Origin of the sequence: Vibrio porteresiae DSM 19223 (genome assembly GCF_024347055.1) — a bacterium.
Taxonomy (GTDB): domain Bacteria; phylum Pseudomonadota; class Gammaproteobacteria; order Enterobacterales; family Vibrionaceae; genus Vibrio; species Vibrio porteresiae.
Window position 1 is genome coordinate 607159 of the sequence record NZ_AP024896.1, and the last position, 16773, is coordinate 623931.

Here is a 16773-nt window from a genome sequence, read left to right on the forward strand (position 1 = left end):
GGAAGAAATATGAAAGGTTTCCCAACAGAGTCATCGCTCCACGCATTTATGTTAGAGCCACGAATTGTGTTTGATGGTGATGTCGCTGTCACGGCGGCAGAAGTTGCTGACAGTACAACCACTTCACAGGTGACGAGCACTGATGCAACAGAATCGTCAAGTGAAGTTAATTCGGACACCAGTGTAACCTCGCAAGCGATAGACGCTGGCAGTACTACAACCAGTGATGAAAGTAGTGATAACAGTGCACCAGAAGTTAGTACCACTCAAGATAACATTGTTTCCTCCGGCTACTCTTCAGAAGAAATTTATGATGACACCATCTCTGAATATCTTACTGATAAAGTCGATAGCGTAGTGGTTTCTGCTGATGGCAACTATGCATATGCAGTTTCCTATGACCACTCTGTCGTGACGGTATTTTCGATTGCTGAAGATGGCACGATTGAACTTGTACAAAACCTACATAGTAGTGATTTGGCTGAATCGTTGACTAATGGTGTTAATGGTGTATCGCGAGTTCAGCTTTCTAGCGATCAATCTCACCTGTATGTCTACAGTGAAACCAATAACTCCCTACTGACCTTTAGCCGCGATAGTTCAAGTGGAGAGTTAACCTATTCTGGTCAAACGGATTTAAGTGCGACCTTAAATGGTCGGACAATCAGAGATCTACAAGAGAACAACGGTTATCTCTATGCATCGGTTGGCAGTACTATTTATGCGTTTCAGTCCTCTGATAATGGTGTCACGTTTACGGTGTTGGATTCAGAAACCAACGGGGAGAATGGCGTCAAAGGAATTGGAGGCAACACCACCATTAACTTTTCATCAGATGGTTCGTTACTCTTTGCTAGCAGCAGTAACGGCGATGCTGAAGTGCTGAGCGTTTTTTCTGTTACCGATGGAACGATGACCTATTTAGGTAGTGTCACGGACCTTGGAGATAAACACTATATTCAGTCAGTTGCAATAAATGAAGATGCAAGTGTCATTTATCTGTTGAACGTTAATGGAGCGACTAGGGAAGTTCTGACGATTACTAAAGACACATCATCTACTACTGAGCACAGCTATTCACTAACCAAAAGTGAGGCTGTTGCAAGTGATGTGAGCCAGTTAGTTCTTAGTGAAGATGGGTCAACCCTATTTACTTTTGGTCGTTCTGTAACGGCATATAGTCTGAACGGCGATGGGACACTGAGTTCAAATACCGCCATGGATTCTAGTAATGCAAAACTCAATGGTGATATCACCAATTTGGTCCATGCCAACGGTAAGATCTTAACGGTTACAGCGAATGCGTTTAGTATTTTTCAATATCAAACCGCAGCAACCATCTACACCGAAGGTAACGATCCTGTTGCCATTTTGCCTAACGGGTTAGTGAGTGATTCAGAGCTGGATCAACTCGGGGACTATAACGGTGCTACCATCAGCATCAGCCGCGCTGAAGCGGTAGAAAATAGCAATGACAGTTACTCGCTATTGGCGGGCAATGGACTGACGGTTGATGGCAATAACGTGCTGCTGGACGGCGTCGTCATTGGTACCTGGAGCGCCAGTGAAGCGGGGGCTTCAGTCACTTTCACCGCTTCGGTTTCTCAAGCCACGGCGCAGATGGTGTTAAGACAAATTGCCTACACCAATACCAGTGATGATCCAGATGCAGCAGGTGCTAACGTCACCATGAATGTGACTGTGGCAGATGGTGACGGCGCGCAAAGCACGTTTAATGTGACATTAAATATTATTGACGTTAACGATGCTCCTATACTCACAGGCTCGAACACGCAAACAAACTATACCTCTGGTGATGATTACATCTCGCTATTTTCAGATGTCGCTATCGATACGGTAGAGCAGGGTCAATTGGTGTGGAAAGCGATCATTACCATTAATGGGGCTAATGACAGTGATGTACTTTACGTGGATGGTAATGTCATAAAATTAACAGAGTTCAGCGGTGCGCTGTCGACCGTAAATGGGTTAGTACATCAGGTAATGGATAATAAAGACGGCAGCAAAACAGTGGTGTTGTTTCTCAATTCAGATCCTCAAGCTGCCGCGAATACCATCAATAGTATTAGTTACCGGACTACGACGCTGACGGGCGAAGGCTCAGTGAGCTTTAATTTGCAAGTCGTTGAGCAAGGGAATACGAGCAGTGAAACGTCAATCAATAGCTCAGTGACAATTACTCCTCAGCCTAATGAGAACCAACCACCAGTGTTAACCGGGAATAACCCCCATCTAACTTATACCGAAAATAGCGGGTCACAGGTATTGTTCAATGGGGTAACGGTTTCAGATCCTGAGATGGATGCGCGTAATGGTGGTCAAGGAAACTACGCTGGTACTATTGTTTCTGTTGTGAAAGATAGTACTGATACCGAGGGCGAAATAACGATTGTTTCTAATGAGACATATCATTATCAAGGGACGCTAATCACTAAGGGAGATGTGGTGATTGCAACGGTGGAATCTACCGATAATGGTCTTATTATCACCTTTACTGATGCGTATAAAACGGCTCCCAATGCAACTGATGTCAATCAAGTGTTGGCTTTGATTGCGTATACCAATGATGCTAATGCGTTGGCACAAACGACAGATATTACGTTAACGATCACCGATTCGTTTGGTCAAGATGCACCAACGTGGGTAACTAACGTTGAATTTATTAATACTAACGATGCACCGAGTACATCGTTAGGGGATTTGTACAATCAGGGATTGCTCAGTTCGATCACTCAATTCAACCAATTTGAGAATATGACTGATATCACGGAAAGTGTTATGTCGCAATCGGGTAACCGTTTGTTTGTGGCGGATAATGAAGGACACATTGCTGTGTATGCGATGGATAGTTCCTCTGGGCAGCTCAGCTATCTCTCCACATTTACTCGCGATAGCGCTGCAGAAACCTTGTTGACCAATGAGGATGGATCGCAGCTCTTTGTCGTGACCACCAAAACAGGTGAATACGGATCTCGTTATAGTGAGATCACTGTTTATACCTCTGACAGTCAAGGCGCTTTAACGGCACAACAAGTGGTCGCTATCGACATAAATACCTTTTCTGCTTATGAACCGATGAGGCAGTTTATTTTATCTGACAATGGTGATTACTTTATCTTTCGATCGAGCTTTGATCTTTATGTATATCAGGTAGATAGTAGTACTGGTACGTTAAGTAATGTAGTGAACTACAGTAATAATTCTGCAGAACCATATGCTTCTCAGGTAAATACTTTAGCGGTAGCTGGCGATTATCTATTTGTCACCACGCGCACGTCAACTCCAAGCTTGATTGCATATAAATTCGATGAGTCGGGTATGCACTGGATTGGCTACGTGCAAAACGGCAGTATTGATGCGAACGGAGCGACCATAGAAATTAGCCGAGATGTGAAAGAATTGACGGTGTCTTCTGATGGGCAGTCTGTGTACGCAGCAACCAGTAATGGTATTGTCCAATATTATTTGAATACTAATGACGGTTCATTTACTGCCGGAGGGGCAGCAGAAGTGAACAACATTGTCGATATTGCAATATCACCTAATGGAGGGGTGGTATATGTCACCACCAGTGAGGGAGCACTGCTGCGTTATGCAACTGCCGATGGTAGATTGACGCTGATCGAAAGCACATCAATCTCAGATAACACTGCCCACGTTCAAGTAACTCGTGACGGACATGTGTTAGCTGGACAAACAGATTTCGCCTATTTTGGTGTTACCCCTTATCAACCTGATATGGCTATTGGAGCAACGGTAACTATGATGCCGACCGTTGAGGTGACCGATCCTGATAGTGCGTTGAGCGATTCATACGCGGGATTTACTTTTACCCTCACCAGCAGCGATGCCAACTTGTCGGCAGATAACCTTTCTCTCGACAGCAGCTCAGGTTTTTCTGCCAGTGATGGCACCATCACTTTCAACGGGGAAACCGTCGCCACTTATGCCTTTACCAATGGGCAATGGGCGCTCACCATTACTGGTAATGTGAGTCAAAGCCAACTTAATACTCTATTACATGCGGTGCAGTATACGGTTAGCGCTGATAGCACCAGTGGTGAGAAGCTCACCTTTACGTTAACCACGGCTGATAATGAAGGGGCAGAAAACAGCAACAGTTGGACAATGACGGTCGTGGAGGCTATCGAACCGCCGCTGGTCAATTTTGAGCAAGCTTCGATAAGTTCTGAGCAAGGCCAAGCGTTCCAATATCAATTCGCCCAAGATAGTGTCACGGATCCTCAAGATTTGGCGCTTACTTGGCAGATAGCCGGTTTGCCAGATGGCGTAAGCTTTGATGCCACTACCCACACATTAAGCGGCACACCAACGCAAGTGGGCAATTATTCAATAACGGTCACCGTGACCAACAGTGGCGGCATGAGCACGACCTTTAGTTTTGTCTTGGCGGTGAGCGCAGCAAGTGAACCGTCAACACCGACGGACCCGAGCACGCCGAGCGATCCTAATTCACCTGAACAACCCGATGGCAACAATTCTGCCAGCAATGAGCGATTTACTCACATTCATGATTTTTCGGCGCAAGAGCCGTTTGCCTCAGAGCCCATGATGGGCGCGGGTATGAATGGTGTAAATAGCGCACCACAAGCGCAATCATTGATCGCAAATGGTGATGCGCCACAAGTGAACTCTGTCAGTGTTTCCGAGCTGTTTAATGCAGCGTTAAACACGGTTTCAGCCAGTACTGTTTCAACAACGGAACTTTGGTGGCAAGAGCTGCAGCAAAATGATGGCTCTGCAAACAGTGAGTTGTCGGCAAGTGAAGAGGATGGTTCTAGAGTGCAACGCGATCTGTTCGAACTGCCTGCTCTGTCAGGGTTGAAAGTGGTGAATGTGACTGGCGAAAACGGCCAGCCGCTCCCTGATGGCATCAGCTATAACGCGCAAACGGGTGTGCTCACGGTCGATAGTGAGGCAGCCAACCGACTGTCGAATCCAACCATCACCGTGACTACGCAAGATGCCAATGGTCAGGTTAAAGAGCTGACCTTACCAATTCAAAGCGTGCCGGTTGATAGCCAATCGGTGCAGGCAAGCATGCAACACACCGTTTCTGAACAGATGACCTTAGGGCAGCAAACCCAACAGGTAAGTCAGCAAGCGATGGCCGTGGAGAATCAACGTCTATTGGCAGAACTGAGCTAACACTTTGCCGAATTGAATCCGCAATAAGAGCGCGCGCCGCGCACTCTTATTCACCTTTAATCGAGGCCAGCTTTCCCGTTCTAAACAAGCAAAAAGGAAAGTGGCTTCATCAGCAGTGGTAACCCGTAGTGAAAAACACAACTCGTTATTTTAAAAAGAGCGCATTAAGTCTTTCTGTTGCCAGCCTAGTGGTTTTATCTGGCTGTTCATTAACGCCTGAAGCGGTGACTGATCAGGAAAAAAGTGCACTGTTGGCGCAAGATCAGCTCGCCATGTTTGCACAGCAAGAGCCGATTGTGCATGCCATTACTCTAGAAGAGGCGATGGCGCGTGCAGTGAAATACAACTTACAAGAGCGTTTAGCGCTGATGAAACACGCTTACGAAAATCAATTGCTCGACAGTAAGCGCTATGATCTATTGCCTTCGATTGCGGCAAGTGCCGGTTGGCGCACCCGTGATAACCAAGCTGCGTCATCCAGCGAATCGGTCTCTACTGGCACTCAATCACTTGAGGCATCCACCAGCCAAGACCGCAATGTGTCCAATGGCGATCTATCATTGAGCTGGAACGTACTCGATTTTGGTATCGGCTATTTTGGTGCCAAAGCCCAAGGCAACAATGTGTTGGCGGCTGAAGAGCAAAAACGCGCCGTGGTCGCCGACATTATGCAAAAAGTGCGTAAAGCCTACTGGGCAGCAGCGACCGCGCAGCAGCTAGAGCCGACCGTAAATCAAGCATTGTCGCAGGCCAAACAAGCCTTAGCCAAAGCTAAGTTAACGGAACAAGAGCGTTTGGTCGCGCCAATTGAAGCGATGCAGTATCAAAAAAGCCTGCTGCAGATGATTGCCCAGCTACAAAATCTATCGGCAGAATTGGTGATGGCGAAAACCGAACTGGCAAGCTTAATGAACCTAGCCCCAGGTACTCCGTTTACATTAGCACCGATTGCTACGGCAAAAACACAACTGCCAGCAGTGGGTTATCAACTGGATCATTTAGAAACCTTGGCGATGGTTAATCGTCCTGAAATCAATGAAGAGATCTACAAAGCACGTAATGCGGTGCTAGAAACACGCTCACAGTTGACTCACCTTCTACCGGGCGCATCGCTGTTTGTCGGCGGTCATTACGACAGCAACAGTTATCTGGTTAATCAACACTGGGCCGATGCTGGAGTGCGCGTGAGTTGGAACTTGATGAATGTCTTCTCCTATTCATCGATTAAACAGGCGGGCAAAGCCAAAGAAGAAGTGGCAGAGCTAAGACGTCAGGCGCTGCGCATGGCGGTACTTACTCAAGTTCACTTGGCGTGGCAACAATATAGCCAAGCGCAAACGCAATATGCGCAAGCTGCAGAGCTACTGCGTTTGCAGCAAGGCATCGCTCAGCAAACCCAAAGTGCTTTCCAAAGTGACCTGAAATCGCGTTTAGAGCAGATCAAAATGCTCACCGAAACGGCGCTGATCACTCGCCATCGCGACCAACAGTTGGCACAGGCTTACACTGCCTATGGCGCGATTTACCAAGCAGCAGGGTTAGATCCACTGCCAAAAACCATTCATGACGCCAGTGTTGCCACACTCTCTCAAGCGATTGCGGAGCAAAACCAGCTGCTGACCAAGGGCACGTTAACCGCTCAGCAACAGCAGGTGATTGCGCTGGTCAAACAAGGGGAAGTGACCACTCACGAGCCGACTTTGCTTAGTCAACATGTGCCAGCGGAGGCGACCGTGAGCAACAGCACCAAGCCTGCTGAGTATGTCTCGGTTTATGATTCGTTAGGTTCACTGAAAGCGGCGATAATCCACGACTATACCCGCCCAGTGGAGGAAACGAATGCCAAGTAAGGGTTTATTGACCAAAGGATGCAGCGCCGCTTTGCTTAGCGGCGTTTGCCTTGGGATTGGCTTTCATGCCGCTGCCAGTGATATGCCAAGCGATGTACCAAGTGTTGTGCCAAGCCAGCAGCCATCTGACAGCATTCGCATTCAACTCGAACCGGCAGCGCAGCTAGTGGTGTCCAGTGAACTTGCTGGGCGCTTGCAACGTGTGCCGTTTAAAGAGGGACAACACTTTGCTAAAGGAGAGGTAATCGCAAGTATCGAGTGCGATTTGTATCAAGCTAAATACCAACAAACCTTGGCGCAAAGCGAGCTGGCTCAGCAAAAATACCAAGTGGCAAAACGGCTAAATACCCTCGAATCCAATAGCGTTTTGGAAGTGGGGCAGGCGAGTGCCGATTTTGCGAAAGCCAAGGCAGAGCAGCGCGCTGCCGATATCATGGTGAAACGCTGTGCGATTCGTGCGCCCTTTGCCGGTCGGGTGTCTGAACGCATGGTCGAACCGGGCGAATTTGTAAGTGAAGGCACTAAGTTACTCAATATCTACAGTACAGATGCATACGATGTAGAAATGATTGTGCCATCGCGTTGGGTAACCGCGTTGCAAATTGGTCAATCCTTTACCGTCCAGTTGGATGAAACCGGTCAAACCTATCCTGCCAAAGTGACTCGGTTAGGCAGTGTGATCGATGCGCTAAGCCAATCGTTTAAAGTGTTTGGCGAGATTCAGGCCCATGAAGGGTTGGTTCTGATGCCAGGTATGAGCGGAAGTGCGCAGATGACGCTCACTCCGCAGTCGTAATAGGAACAAGTGATGAGCACGACCCACTCGCAACACACTATCACTTCTCAACACTCTACCACCGCAAAACAATCGAGCACCTCACCCCAGAGCAACGAGATTGAGCAAGCTCTGCTGACACTGCTACAACTGCAGCAAAAAGCGCGCGAGGCCGAGACACTGAAACAGCTTCATTTTGTGGTGCTCAATCAAACCAAAACCTTGCTCGATTATGAGCAAGCCGTGCTGTGGGACGCCAAACGCCAAGTGGTGTGCGGCGCTTCGGCGGTTACAACCATCGACCCGAAAGCGCCGTTTAGTCAGTGGATAGCCAAAGTAAGTCAGCAGGTTGTACGCCAAGAGCAGGGCAAACAGATCCACAAAGTTGAGCTTGATAAACTCAGTGCTGAGGCTGATGGCTTAAACCCAGAGGACTCAAATACATATTCCTTAAACAGAGAGGCTTTTACCCAAGTGGCAGTGTGGGTGCCATTGCTTAATTCACACCATGAGCTGGTGGCAGGGTTATGGCTGTTTCGTTCAACAGCGCTCTCGTTGAGAGAAAAAAGGTTGCTCACATTTTGGAGCGAACAAGTCGGTTTTGTTTGGCAAGCCTTAGTGCAGCAAAGTCGAAAGCGGGCGTGGTTTGAAGGCCGTTCGACGCAAGAGCGTTCTTTGCGCCGCACCATGCTGGGCCCAAAAAAGCTGTGGTGGTTGGTTGCAGTATTGGCTGTTGGGGCGCTGTTTTTGCCAGTGCGTCAATCGGTATTGGCTCCGGCAGAAGTGGTGTCTGCTACGCCAATGACGGTGCGTATGCCATTAGATGGGGTGGTCAAAAAGCTGTGGGTTAAACCCAATAGCGCAGTGAAAAAGGGCGATCTGCTGCTAGAGCTTGATTCACAAACCCTCGACGATCAACTTGCTCAAGCTCAGCAACAGCTCTCCATTGCCAGTGCGGAACTGCGGGTGGCGCAGCAGCAATCTTTTTACGATGCCAGCCGTAAAGCCAGCCTTGCCATTTTGGAAGGAAAACAGGCTCTTGCTCATTCTCAAGTGGCCTATCTGCAAGAGAAAGTTGCACAAACTCGGTTAGTGGCACAGCAAGATGGTATCGCTCTGTTTGACGATCAGGGAGATTGGGTCGGACGTCCTATTCGCTTAGGTGAACCCTTAATGGACATTGCTGATCCCACTCATACCGCGATTAAAATTCAACTCGCGGTTGAAGATCGAATGGCGCTTAGCCAAGGCGATGAAGTGCGCTTTTTTCTTAATAGCCGACCAACGGATGCTATCCCTGCCAAGCTAAGCACCGTTGCTTATCGCTCAACTCTGCAAAACGATGGTCAGTATGCGTTTGAACTCAAAGCGCAGATGGACGCAGAGCAAGACTCGCCCACCATGGGACTAAAAGGCATGGCGAAAATCTATGGTGAGCGTACCTCGTTGATTTATTACCTAATGCGTCGTCCTTTGTCGCACTTACGCATGTGGTGGGGCGGATTATGATGAGCGCTGGTTTACCTGAGTGCTTACCTCCACTGCGTCAAGAGTTGCGTTTGCATGCCGCGCCAGCCGCAGACAATGGCGCGCCGCGTTGGACTCTGGAAGATCCCGTTCGCGGGCAGTTCTTTCAACTGGGTTGGTTAGAAACCGAGTTTCTAGCTCATTGGCAGTCATCGGCAGAGGATCTGCTTAAACGCATTTGCCAAACCACGACCTTAAGCCCCAATGCCACTCAGCTTGGGGCGTTTATTCGTTTTCTGCAACACAACCAATTGGTGCAGGCTGATAGTGAAGATCTTATCGAACAAGATAAACAGCGGCGAAGTGCTCAAAAATGGTGGCAATGGCTGTTTCAACGTCATCTGTCGTTTCGCGTGCCGCTCTGCTCACCGGATGCGTGGTTAACCCAAGCATTGCCTTGGGTGCGGCCTTTATTGTCCCGTCAGTTTATTCAACTCAGTGCACTCGTTGGGGTGATAGGGCTGTGGTTAGCGTCTCATCAGTGGCAAGAGTTTAGCGCTGGGTTTTCGTATCTGTTTTCTTTTTCTGGCATCGTGCTTTCCGTTACTACGGTGATTGTCGTGAAGGTGCTGCACGAATTGGGACACGCGTTTGTCTGCAAAAAGTACCATGGGCGAGTGGCAACCATGGGGGTGAACTTCATTCTGTTTTGGCCAGTGCTTTATACCGATGTCACTACAGCATGGCGGCTAAAACAGCAGCGCCCGCGTCTGCTGATCAGCGCTGCTGGCATGCTCACCGAGGCAGTGATTGCTGCATGGGCGCTACTACTGTGGAACTTTTTTGATCCGGGGATCGCGCGCAGCGTGTTACTCACCCTTGCTACCACATCGCTATTGTTGTCGTTGTCGGTTAACCTCAGCCCTTTAATGCGCTTTGATGGCTACTTTATTTTCTCTGATTGGTTAGAGATGCCAAATTTGCAGCAGCGCGCAACCAAAATGGCGCAATGGAAAATTCGGTCATGGTTGTGGGGATGGCAGGATGCAGCACCAGAACCAATGCGCAAGGCGCGCCAACGGTTAGTTATCAGCTATGCCTTTGCCATGTGGCTGTATCGTTTAACCCTCTATTTTGGCATTGCCCTTGGGATTTATCACTTGGTGTTCAAAGCCTTAGGTGTGGTGCTATTTATGGTCGAGATCGCGTATCTGCTGGTTCGTCCTTGTGTTTATGAAATTCGCTATTGGTTGAGCCAAAAACAAAAAATGACCTTTAATCTCAATACCAAACTGACACTTATCACGAGTCTACTGTTACTGATTGGCTTAGTTGTGCCGTGGCATCAAACTATCAGCGCACCTGCCATGTGGTTAGCCAAACAGCAAACACTGTTTGTGGCGCAAGATGCCCAACTGCAAACCATCGAGATTCAATCGGGCCAGCAAGTGCAAGCGGGTGAGGTGCTGTTTCGGCTAAGCTCTCCTGTACTTTTGCAGAGCATCACCGAGCTGACCTATCGCCAGCAGAGTTTGCTCAAACAACTGCAATCCTATCCTTTTGATAAAAAAGCTTCAGCGGATTTAGCCATCATCCGCGATGAGCTGGTGGTTATTACTCAGCGACTGGCTCAGCAGCAAACATTACTGGACGAATTAACCGTGCGTGCGCCATTTGCAGGGCAAGTCGTCGATGTGAATCCCTACCTGCTGGCAGGGGATTGGCTTGCGACAGGGCAAGTATTAGCGACACTCATCAGCAATCAAGAGAGCCGCGTTGATGCCTATATCGATGAACATCAATACGCGCGTCTAAACGCTGGTGCAACTGCCGTGTTTATGGCTGAAAATCTCAATCAACCGCCAGTTGCACTGCAGCTATCCAAACTATCACTTGGCACGATTGATAACCTCAGCGCTCACCCTGAACTCAGCTCTCCTTATCTTGGCCCCATTGCTGCAACCATTGATCGGAAAACCCATCAACCGATACCCAAGCAAGCCCTTTACCTAGCGACGCTGCAAGTCCAAGACACTAATGCCCCTGCATTTCAAATGCGCGGCCAAGTCACCATCGAAGGAGAAGGACAAAGTATTCTCAGCCGTGTGTGGCAAGCCATCATGAAAGTCCTAATCCGCGAGTCGGTTATGTAAGGTGCCAGTGATACCGCTCGTAATGATAGGCTTTGTGTAAAGTATGTGCTCGGTTTGGTGCGTGGAGAAACTGAAGAATGACTGCTGGTTTTTAAATGGTGGTTTGGTAAATGTATTTTAATTCAGTGTGTTACGAGGTAAAAATAGGCTTCTGTGCATAATCCCCCCTCTAACTCCTGTCTCTTGATCACATCTCAAAGATCTAGAGACTTGGCAAGCAAGTAACCTTCAAGGATGGTTTGCAAAATAAACCATCCTTCCCAAAGCCGTTCCCAGCCAACTCGCCCGTTGCGTTTAGAATCATACCAACCGGCTAATTTCCCAAGATTAATGTATGCCCAATAGAGACTCGGTGCTTTCTTTGGCGGCTTTCTCTTTTCCTGTTTTGACCACAGGATCTTCCAGCTTTGAGGACTCAATATCATTTCACAACTCTGTTTCTCGGCTTCTTCTTTGTTCAGCCCAAGATAACGAAGTTGGTGCAACCGAACGGCAATGAAAGCCAGTATGACAACCATTCGCTCCAAGTTTTCTTTGCTTTGCATTCGTAAGTTTTCAACCTGAGTTCCACCACTCTTCCACGCTTTGTGGAACTCCTCAATTAGCCACCGCTTTTCGTAATAATCTAATATTCGTTCGGCCTCTTCTTTTGAGCGGACTGGCTCTGATGTGAGAATATGCCAGTTGAGACCTTTTTCCTGTTCACGCTCCTGACAGCCTACATAATAAAGCTCTACAGGTTCTCCCTTTTTGTTGGATGGAACCTTCACTGTAATGGGGGCGTAGCGAACTTCACACACAGCTCGTCGTGCCTTACGGCCGCCTTTTTGTCTGACCTGAACTGTTCTCATACCTGCATCAGTTAAGGACGCGCTGTACTGATAAAGTTTATCTTCACTCTCCAATATGCAGCGACTTTGCATCGAACGAACGACAAAACGTTGTTGATTAGATGTTTTGTAAGCCAAATATTCAATAAGGTCGGCTTCTCGGTCACACACGGAGATAATCTTGCTCATCCCTTCGCCAAGGCGAGTTTCCATAGCTCGAGATGCGCGTTCCCATTTGTAGCTCTCTTTTTCAAGATACGGTCTTTTCGCATGATTCTGACTCTTGCCGTAATCTTTGATATTTCGAGTCCAGCGCTCTTGTTCAATAAGACCAACGACATGCTGCTCGTGTGGTGCAAAAAGAAGGACGGAGTGGGCGAACATCCCTCGGGAGTAATTATTCGAGGTCGTATGCCCCATGTCTCCCCGGACAGTTGAATGGGAAAATTCAAGTGAAGTGGTATCTTCCAACGCCAGTAAGCACTCATAGTGCTTCGTATTTTCGACCGTTGCGGCAAAACCAGCCTCGGCAATGGCTTGAGGGTCAATGGCTTGATTGCGAGTAAAGCGATAAGCAGCTTCAATATCAGCGGGAGATTTCAAAGATTGCACAAGTGATTGTCCTAAATGATTAGCCAAAGAAGAGGCAAGTTGTACTAGGCGCTTGGAGCGACGGCGATCGCCTAACTCGGAGTGGTGAAAGGTATCTCTGGCCCATTGCTCTGTATCTGCTGAAAACATAGTAACCTACCTCAACTTGTCAGTTTTTGTTGAGATCAATCAGTGAGATAAAAGTTCAAAAAAATCCCTCAATTTTTATCGAGGGATTTGTGTAGGAAAGTCAGCCTCTAACTCCCCCCTTAAAAACCAAGGGGGGAGAACCAGATCGAGTGCGCTGTTATTTTCGAGTTCAACATCATGATTTATCTGTTGGTATGCGTGATATATCTATGAGCGCCATACAGTTTTTTCCCTAAAACCAAGGGAGAGAATCGGATCGAGTACGCTATGATCTATGAGTTCACCATCATGATTTATCTGTTGTTATATGCGATATATCCACGATCACCCTACAGTTCTCCCCCCTGCATAAAAGTACCGTTATACGATGCAGTCAGACCAGGGGGGAGTTAGAGGGGAAGCCCAAGAATGTGCGCCGAAGTATCGTGTATCTCGAATCGATGCTTGACCAGTTATTAAACGTAAAAAGCCAGGTTAACAATAATATAAAAGTGTGTGTCCCGTTTAATTCGTGCGTTTAATTTTCCCTAATGATACGAATACAGACTCTATTCGCATCATAATATGATTTGATTAAGCGACTTATTCACATCATAATGTGATTTGAATAATCTATTTTTTCAAATCAAGGTGCTCTTATGTGGATCTGGCAACAGGCTAACTGGCCCAACTTTCAATGGGATACAGCCCAAATAGACCCGATGGTGAGACGAACTCGTCTTAACCAAGGGATTCTGCTGGGGAAAATGCTGAGTCAGGCGCAAGATCAACAAGAAAGTATGCTCGATACTTTATTAGCGAATATCGTTCACTCGAGCGCGATTGAAGGGGAAAAACTCAATGCCTTTTCCGTGCGCTCATCCCTTGCTAACAAACTCGGACTAACAGAAGAGCGTCCATTTCCAACCACGCAGCAAACCGATGGGCTGGCAGAGATCATGCTAGATGCGGTTAATAACCTTGATGAGCCGCTAACGTTAGAACGGATTCTGCATTGGCATGAACGATTGTTTCCAGAAGGGTACACGCTGTTTAATCCTGTAATTGGTGGACAGCTGCGAGGTGATGTACCAATGCAAGTGGTATCAGGGCGTATCGATAGACCAGTTGTTCATTTTGAAGCACCGAGTCGCGACATCTTAGATGATGAGCTAAGCCAATTTATTCAATGGTTCAACGCTTCGAAAACCGATACCTCATTGGATCCTTTGCTTCGCGCGGCAATCACGCACCTGTGGTTTGTTACTTTGCACCCATTAGATGATGGTAATGGTCGTATTACACGGCTATTAACCGATTTGGCGTTAGCCCAAGCGGAGCATCAGTCAGTGCGTTTTTACGCTATGTCGGTGGGTATCTTAGCCAATCGCAAAAGCTATTACGACATCTTGGAACAAACGCAAAAAGGCGGTGTGGATATCACCGCTTGGCTGAGATGGTTCTTTGATACGCTTAATCAAACCTTTGATGATGTGCTAAAAGAGATTGACCAAACGGTATTTAAAACCAATTACTGGCGACGTATTGATCAAACTCAGTTGACTCAAGAACAAGTCAAAGTACTTAACCGACTGCTTGATGGTGATTTTGCTGATGGGATCAATACGTCTCAATACGCGAGTGTGGCTAAAGTGAGTAAACCGACGGCGACACGTCATCTTTCGGCGTTAGTCGAGCAGGGCTGCTTAGTTCAAACTGGTGGCGGTCGCAGTACGCGCTATCAGCTGCCGACATAACGACGTTGATAATAAACGAACTCGGCCGCTACTTTGGTAAAGTATGTCCTCGGTTTGGTGCGTGGAGAAACTGAAGAATGACGGCTGGTTTTTAAATGGTGGTTTAATAAATGTATTTAAATTCATTGTCTTACGAGGTAAAAATAGACTTCTGCGCATAATCCCCCCTCTAACTCCCCCCTTAAAAACCAAGGGGGGAGAACTAGATCGAGCGCGCTGTGATTGATGAGTTCAACATCATGATTTAGCTGTTGTTGTATGCGATATATCGACGAGCACCCTACAGTTCTCCCCCTAAAACCAAGGGAGAGAATCGGATCGAGTACGCTATGATTTATGAGTTCACCATCATGATTTATCTGTTGTTATATGCGATATATCCACGAGCATCCTACAGTTCTCCCCCCTGCATAAAAGTACCGTTAAACGATGCGGCTAGACCAGGGGGGAGTTAGAGGGGGGAAGCCAAAGAATGTGCGCCGAAGTATCGTGTATCTCGAATCGATGTTTGACCAGTTGTTAAGCGTTAAAAGTCAGATTAACAACAATATAAAAGTGTGTGTCCCGTTTAATTCGCCCCAATGATACGAATACAGATTCTATTCGCATCATAATGTGATTTGAATAGGTTGTTTTATCAAATTCTGCCTCGTTCTGAATACCACCACACCTAATCCAATAATGCCCTTATTTGCTGCTTATACTCCGGTTTGGCAGTGATTTTTCCCAAAATCGAGAGGGCGCTGTTGCCTTGATTATCGATGTACTTTCGGTCAGCACCGGCTTGAATGAGGGCGGCGATTTTCTGTTTTTGCATCTCAAATTCGGCGTCACTTTTTGCTCTTTGAACGGCCAATATGCTGCTCATAAGAATACTTGGTGGCCCATAATTGTAGGCATTCACATCAACGCCTTTAGCAATCAGAGCACGAATAGTGGAGCTGTGTTGAATTCGGTTTGATAACACGGAAGAAATTAATAGGCTCGCGGAAACCTCTCTCGATAAATTTTCCGCGTCAAAGTAGGGCAGAAGGGAGGTGACGGTATCATCATTGGCACCTTCGACAATCATTTTTGTGAGCATCACGTTTCTGCCATTGAATATCGGGGCATTAGGATTGATGTTGGATAATGCGTTAACTAACTCGGGCGTTGTTAAATTCTCGCTGTAGCTGAGTAGTGGCAGCACTTGCAAATTCATATTGTCGAACACATAGCCTTGGTTAAACAAATACTCAATTTTTGCTTGAGCCAAGCTGGGTTGATTCTCTTTTTTAATCCATTTAATGAGCCGGTCGTAGCGCTCGTCATTTAAATTCTTAACTTTGCCTACCATCAATTTGAAATCGTCGAGGTTGGCGTATTTTGCTGCTGTTTGAAATGGGGATGCGCCGAGCAACGTTGTTGACTCTACGTCGACATGGTCGGCAAGTAACCGTTTGATCATGGCGGTGTTCTGCTTGATAACCGCGAGATTGAGTAGCTCGGACCCCGCATCAAGTGCGGTAGTCCAATAATCTGTTGACTGCTCAGCAACGAAATTGCGCCATTGCTGTGGTGTCAGTGATTCGGCGCGATAGCCATATTGGCTCAGAGCTGATGTAATGATGTCCATTCCGCGCAAGTGATGTTCTGCTGATGAGTTTTCTTCTGACGTTACTGCAGCTTTTTTCGCGAGAGAATCTTGCTGCTCTATTTTCTCTTGCGGCAGGGGAATGCGGCAATGAAATTGAGCTATATCGGCAAGTGTTAATCCGCTGCTATCGGTCACGCTGTTTTGGGCAATATCAGAAGGACTATTATGTGGCGGCGCAGTCGTGTCTGGGGCTGTGTGCAGACTGGCGGAAACACCATAACCAATCGCCCCTGAAATAATAACTGTAATAAAAAACCGGATGTTGAGCCCCATGAATAACACCTTATTGTCAGTGATGATTAGAGTAATTTATTGGGCTATAATATATTAATCTTGTTGTATATTTTGCACAGCCCAGTGACATTGACCATCACCAGTGAAGTTAGTTCATTGAT

At 47.2% G+C, this 16773-nt stretch carries 8 protein-coding genes; 6 read left to right on the plus strand and 2 right to left on the minus strand.

Going from position 1 to position 16773, the window contains the following annotated elements; genetic code table 11:
- The first annotated feature begins 9 nt into the window (after positions 1-9).
- The 5 genes from OCV11_RS19330 (at position 10) to OCV11_RS19350 (ending at position 11435) form a co-directional block, all read left to right on the plus strand.
- Positions 10-5190 (plus strand): beta-propeller fold lactonase family protein, encoded by a 5181-nt coding sequence (locus OCV11_RS19330; RefSeq protein WP_261897650.1) that lies wholly within the window; start codon positions 10-12, stop codon positions 5188-5190.
- Positions 5191-5318: 128 nt separating this feature from the next.
- Positions 5319-7040 (plus strand): TolC family protein, encoded by a 1722-nt coding sequence (locus OCV11_RS19335; protein ID WP_261897651.1) that lies wholly within the window; start codon positions 5319-5321, stop codon positions 7038-7040.
- A complete protein-coding gene (locus OCV11_RS19340) occupies positions 7030-7836 on the plus strand; it encodes an efflux RND transporter periplasmic adaptor subunit (RefSeq protein WP_261897652.1) in 807 nt (268 codons plus the stop codon). Before OCV11_RS19335 ends, OCV11_RS19340 begins: the two co-directional genes overlap by 11 nt.
- Before the next feature lie 12 nt (positions 7837-7848).
- Positions 7849-9324, plus strand: a complete 1476-nt coding sequence (locus tag OCV11_RS19345; protein ID WP_261897653.1) for an efflux RND transporter periplasmic adaptor subunit — start codon at positions 7849-7851, stop codon at positions 9322-9324.
- Complete coding sequence (locus OCV11_RS19350; protein ID WP_261897654.1) at positions 9321-11435, plus strand: HlyD family efflux transporter periplasmic adaptor subunit; 2115 nt, start codon at positions 9321-9323, stop codon at positions 11433-11435. Before OCV11_RS19345 ends, OCV11_RS19350 begins: the two co-directional genes overlap by 4 nt.
- Positions 11436-11629: 194 nt before the next feature.
- Here the strand turns inward: OCV11_RS19350 and OCV11_RS19355 are convergent, their stop codons facing one another.
- Positions 11630-13006, minus strand: coding sequence for an IS4 family transposase (locus tag OCV11_RS19355; RefSeq protein ID WP_261892255.1), 1377 nt, complete (start codon positions 13004-13006; stop codon positions 11630-11632).
- A 638-nt stretch (positions 13007-13644) separates the two neighbouring features.
- Between OCV11_RS19355 and OCV11_RS19360 the strand changes: the two genes are divergently transcribed.
- A complete protein-coding gene (locus tag OCV11_RS19360; RefSeq protein WP_261897655.1) occupies positions 13645-14742 on the plus strand; it encodes a Fic family protein in 1098 nt (365 codons plus the stop codon).
- Positions 14743-15412: 670 nt separating this feature from the next.
- Here OCV11_RS19360 and OCV11_RS19365 read toward each other — a convergent pair.
- A complete protein-coding gene (locus tag OCV11_RS19365) occupies positions 15413-16651 on the minus strand; it encodes an ankyrin repeat domain-containing protein (RefSeq protein ID WP_261897656.1) in 1239 nt (412 codons plus the stop codon).
- Positions 16652-16773: the final 122 nt, after the last annotated feature.

Excerpts from the sequence above, each read along its gene's own strand:
- OCV11_RS19330 (WP_261897650.1), top strand. The coding sequence starts at position 10 with ATGAAAGGTTTCCCAACAGAGTCATCGCTCCACGCATTTATGTTAGAG.
- OCV11_RS19340 (WP_261897652.1), top strand. The coding sequence starts at position 7,030 with ATGCCAAGTAAGGGTTTATTGACCAAAGGATGCAGCGCCGCTTTGCTT.
- OCV11_RS19345 (WP_261897653.1), top strand. The coding sequence starts at position 7,849 with ATGAGCACGACCCACTCGCAACACACTATCACTTCTCAACACTCTACC.
- OCV11_RS19350 (WP_261897654.1), top strand. The coding sequence starts at position 9,321 with ATGATGAGCGCTGGTTTACCTGAGTGCTTACCTCCACTGCGTCAAGAG.
- OCV11_RS19355 (WP_261892255.1), bottom strand. The coding sequence starts at position 13,006 with ATGTTTTCAGCAGATACAGAGCAATGGGCCAGAGATACCTTTCACCAC.
- OCV11_RS19360 (WP_261897655.1), top strand. The coding sequence starts at position 13,645 with ATGTGGATCTGGCAACAGGCTAACTGGCCCAACTTTCAATGGGATACA.
- OCV11_RS19365 (WP_261897656.1), bottom strand. The coding sequence starts at position 16,651 with ATGGGGCTCAACATCCGGTTTTTTATTACAGTTATTATTTCAGGGGCG.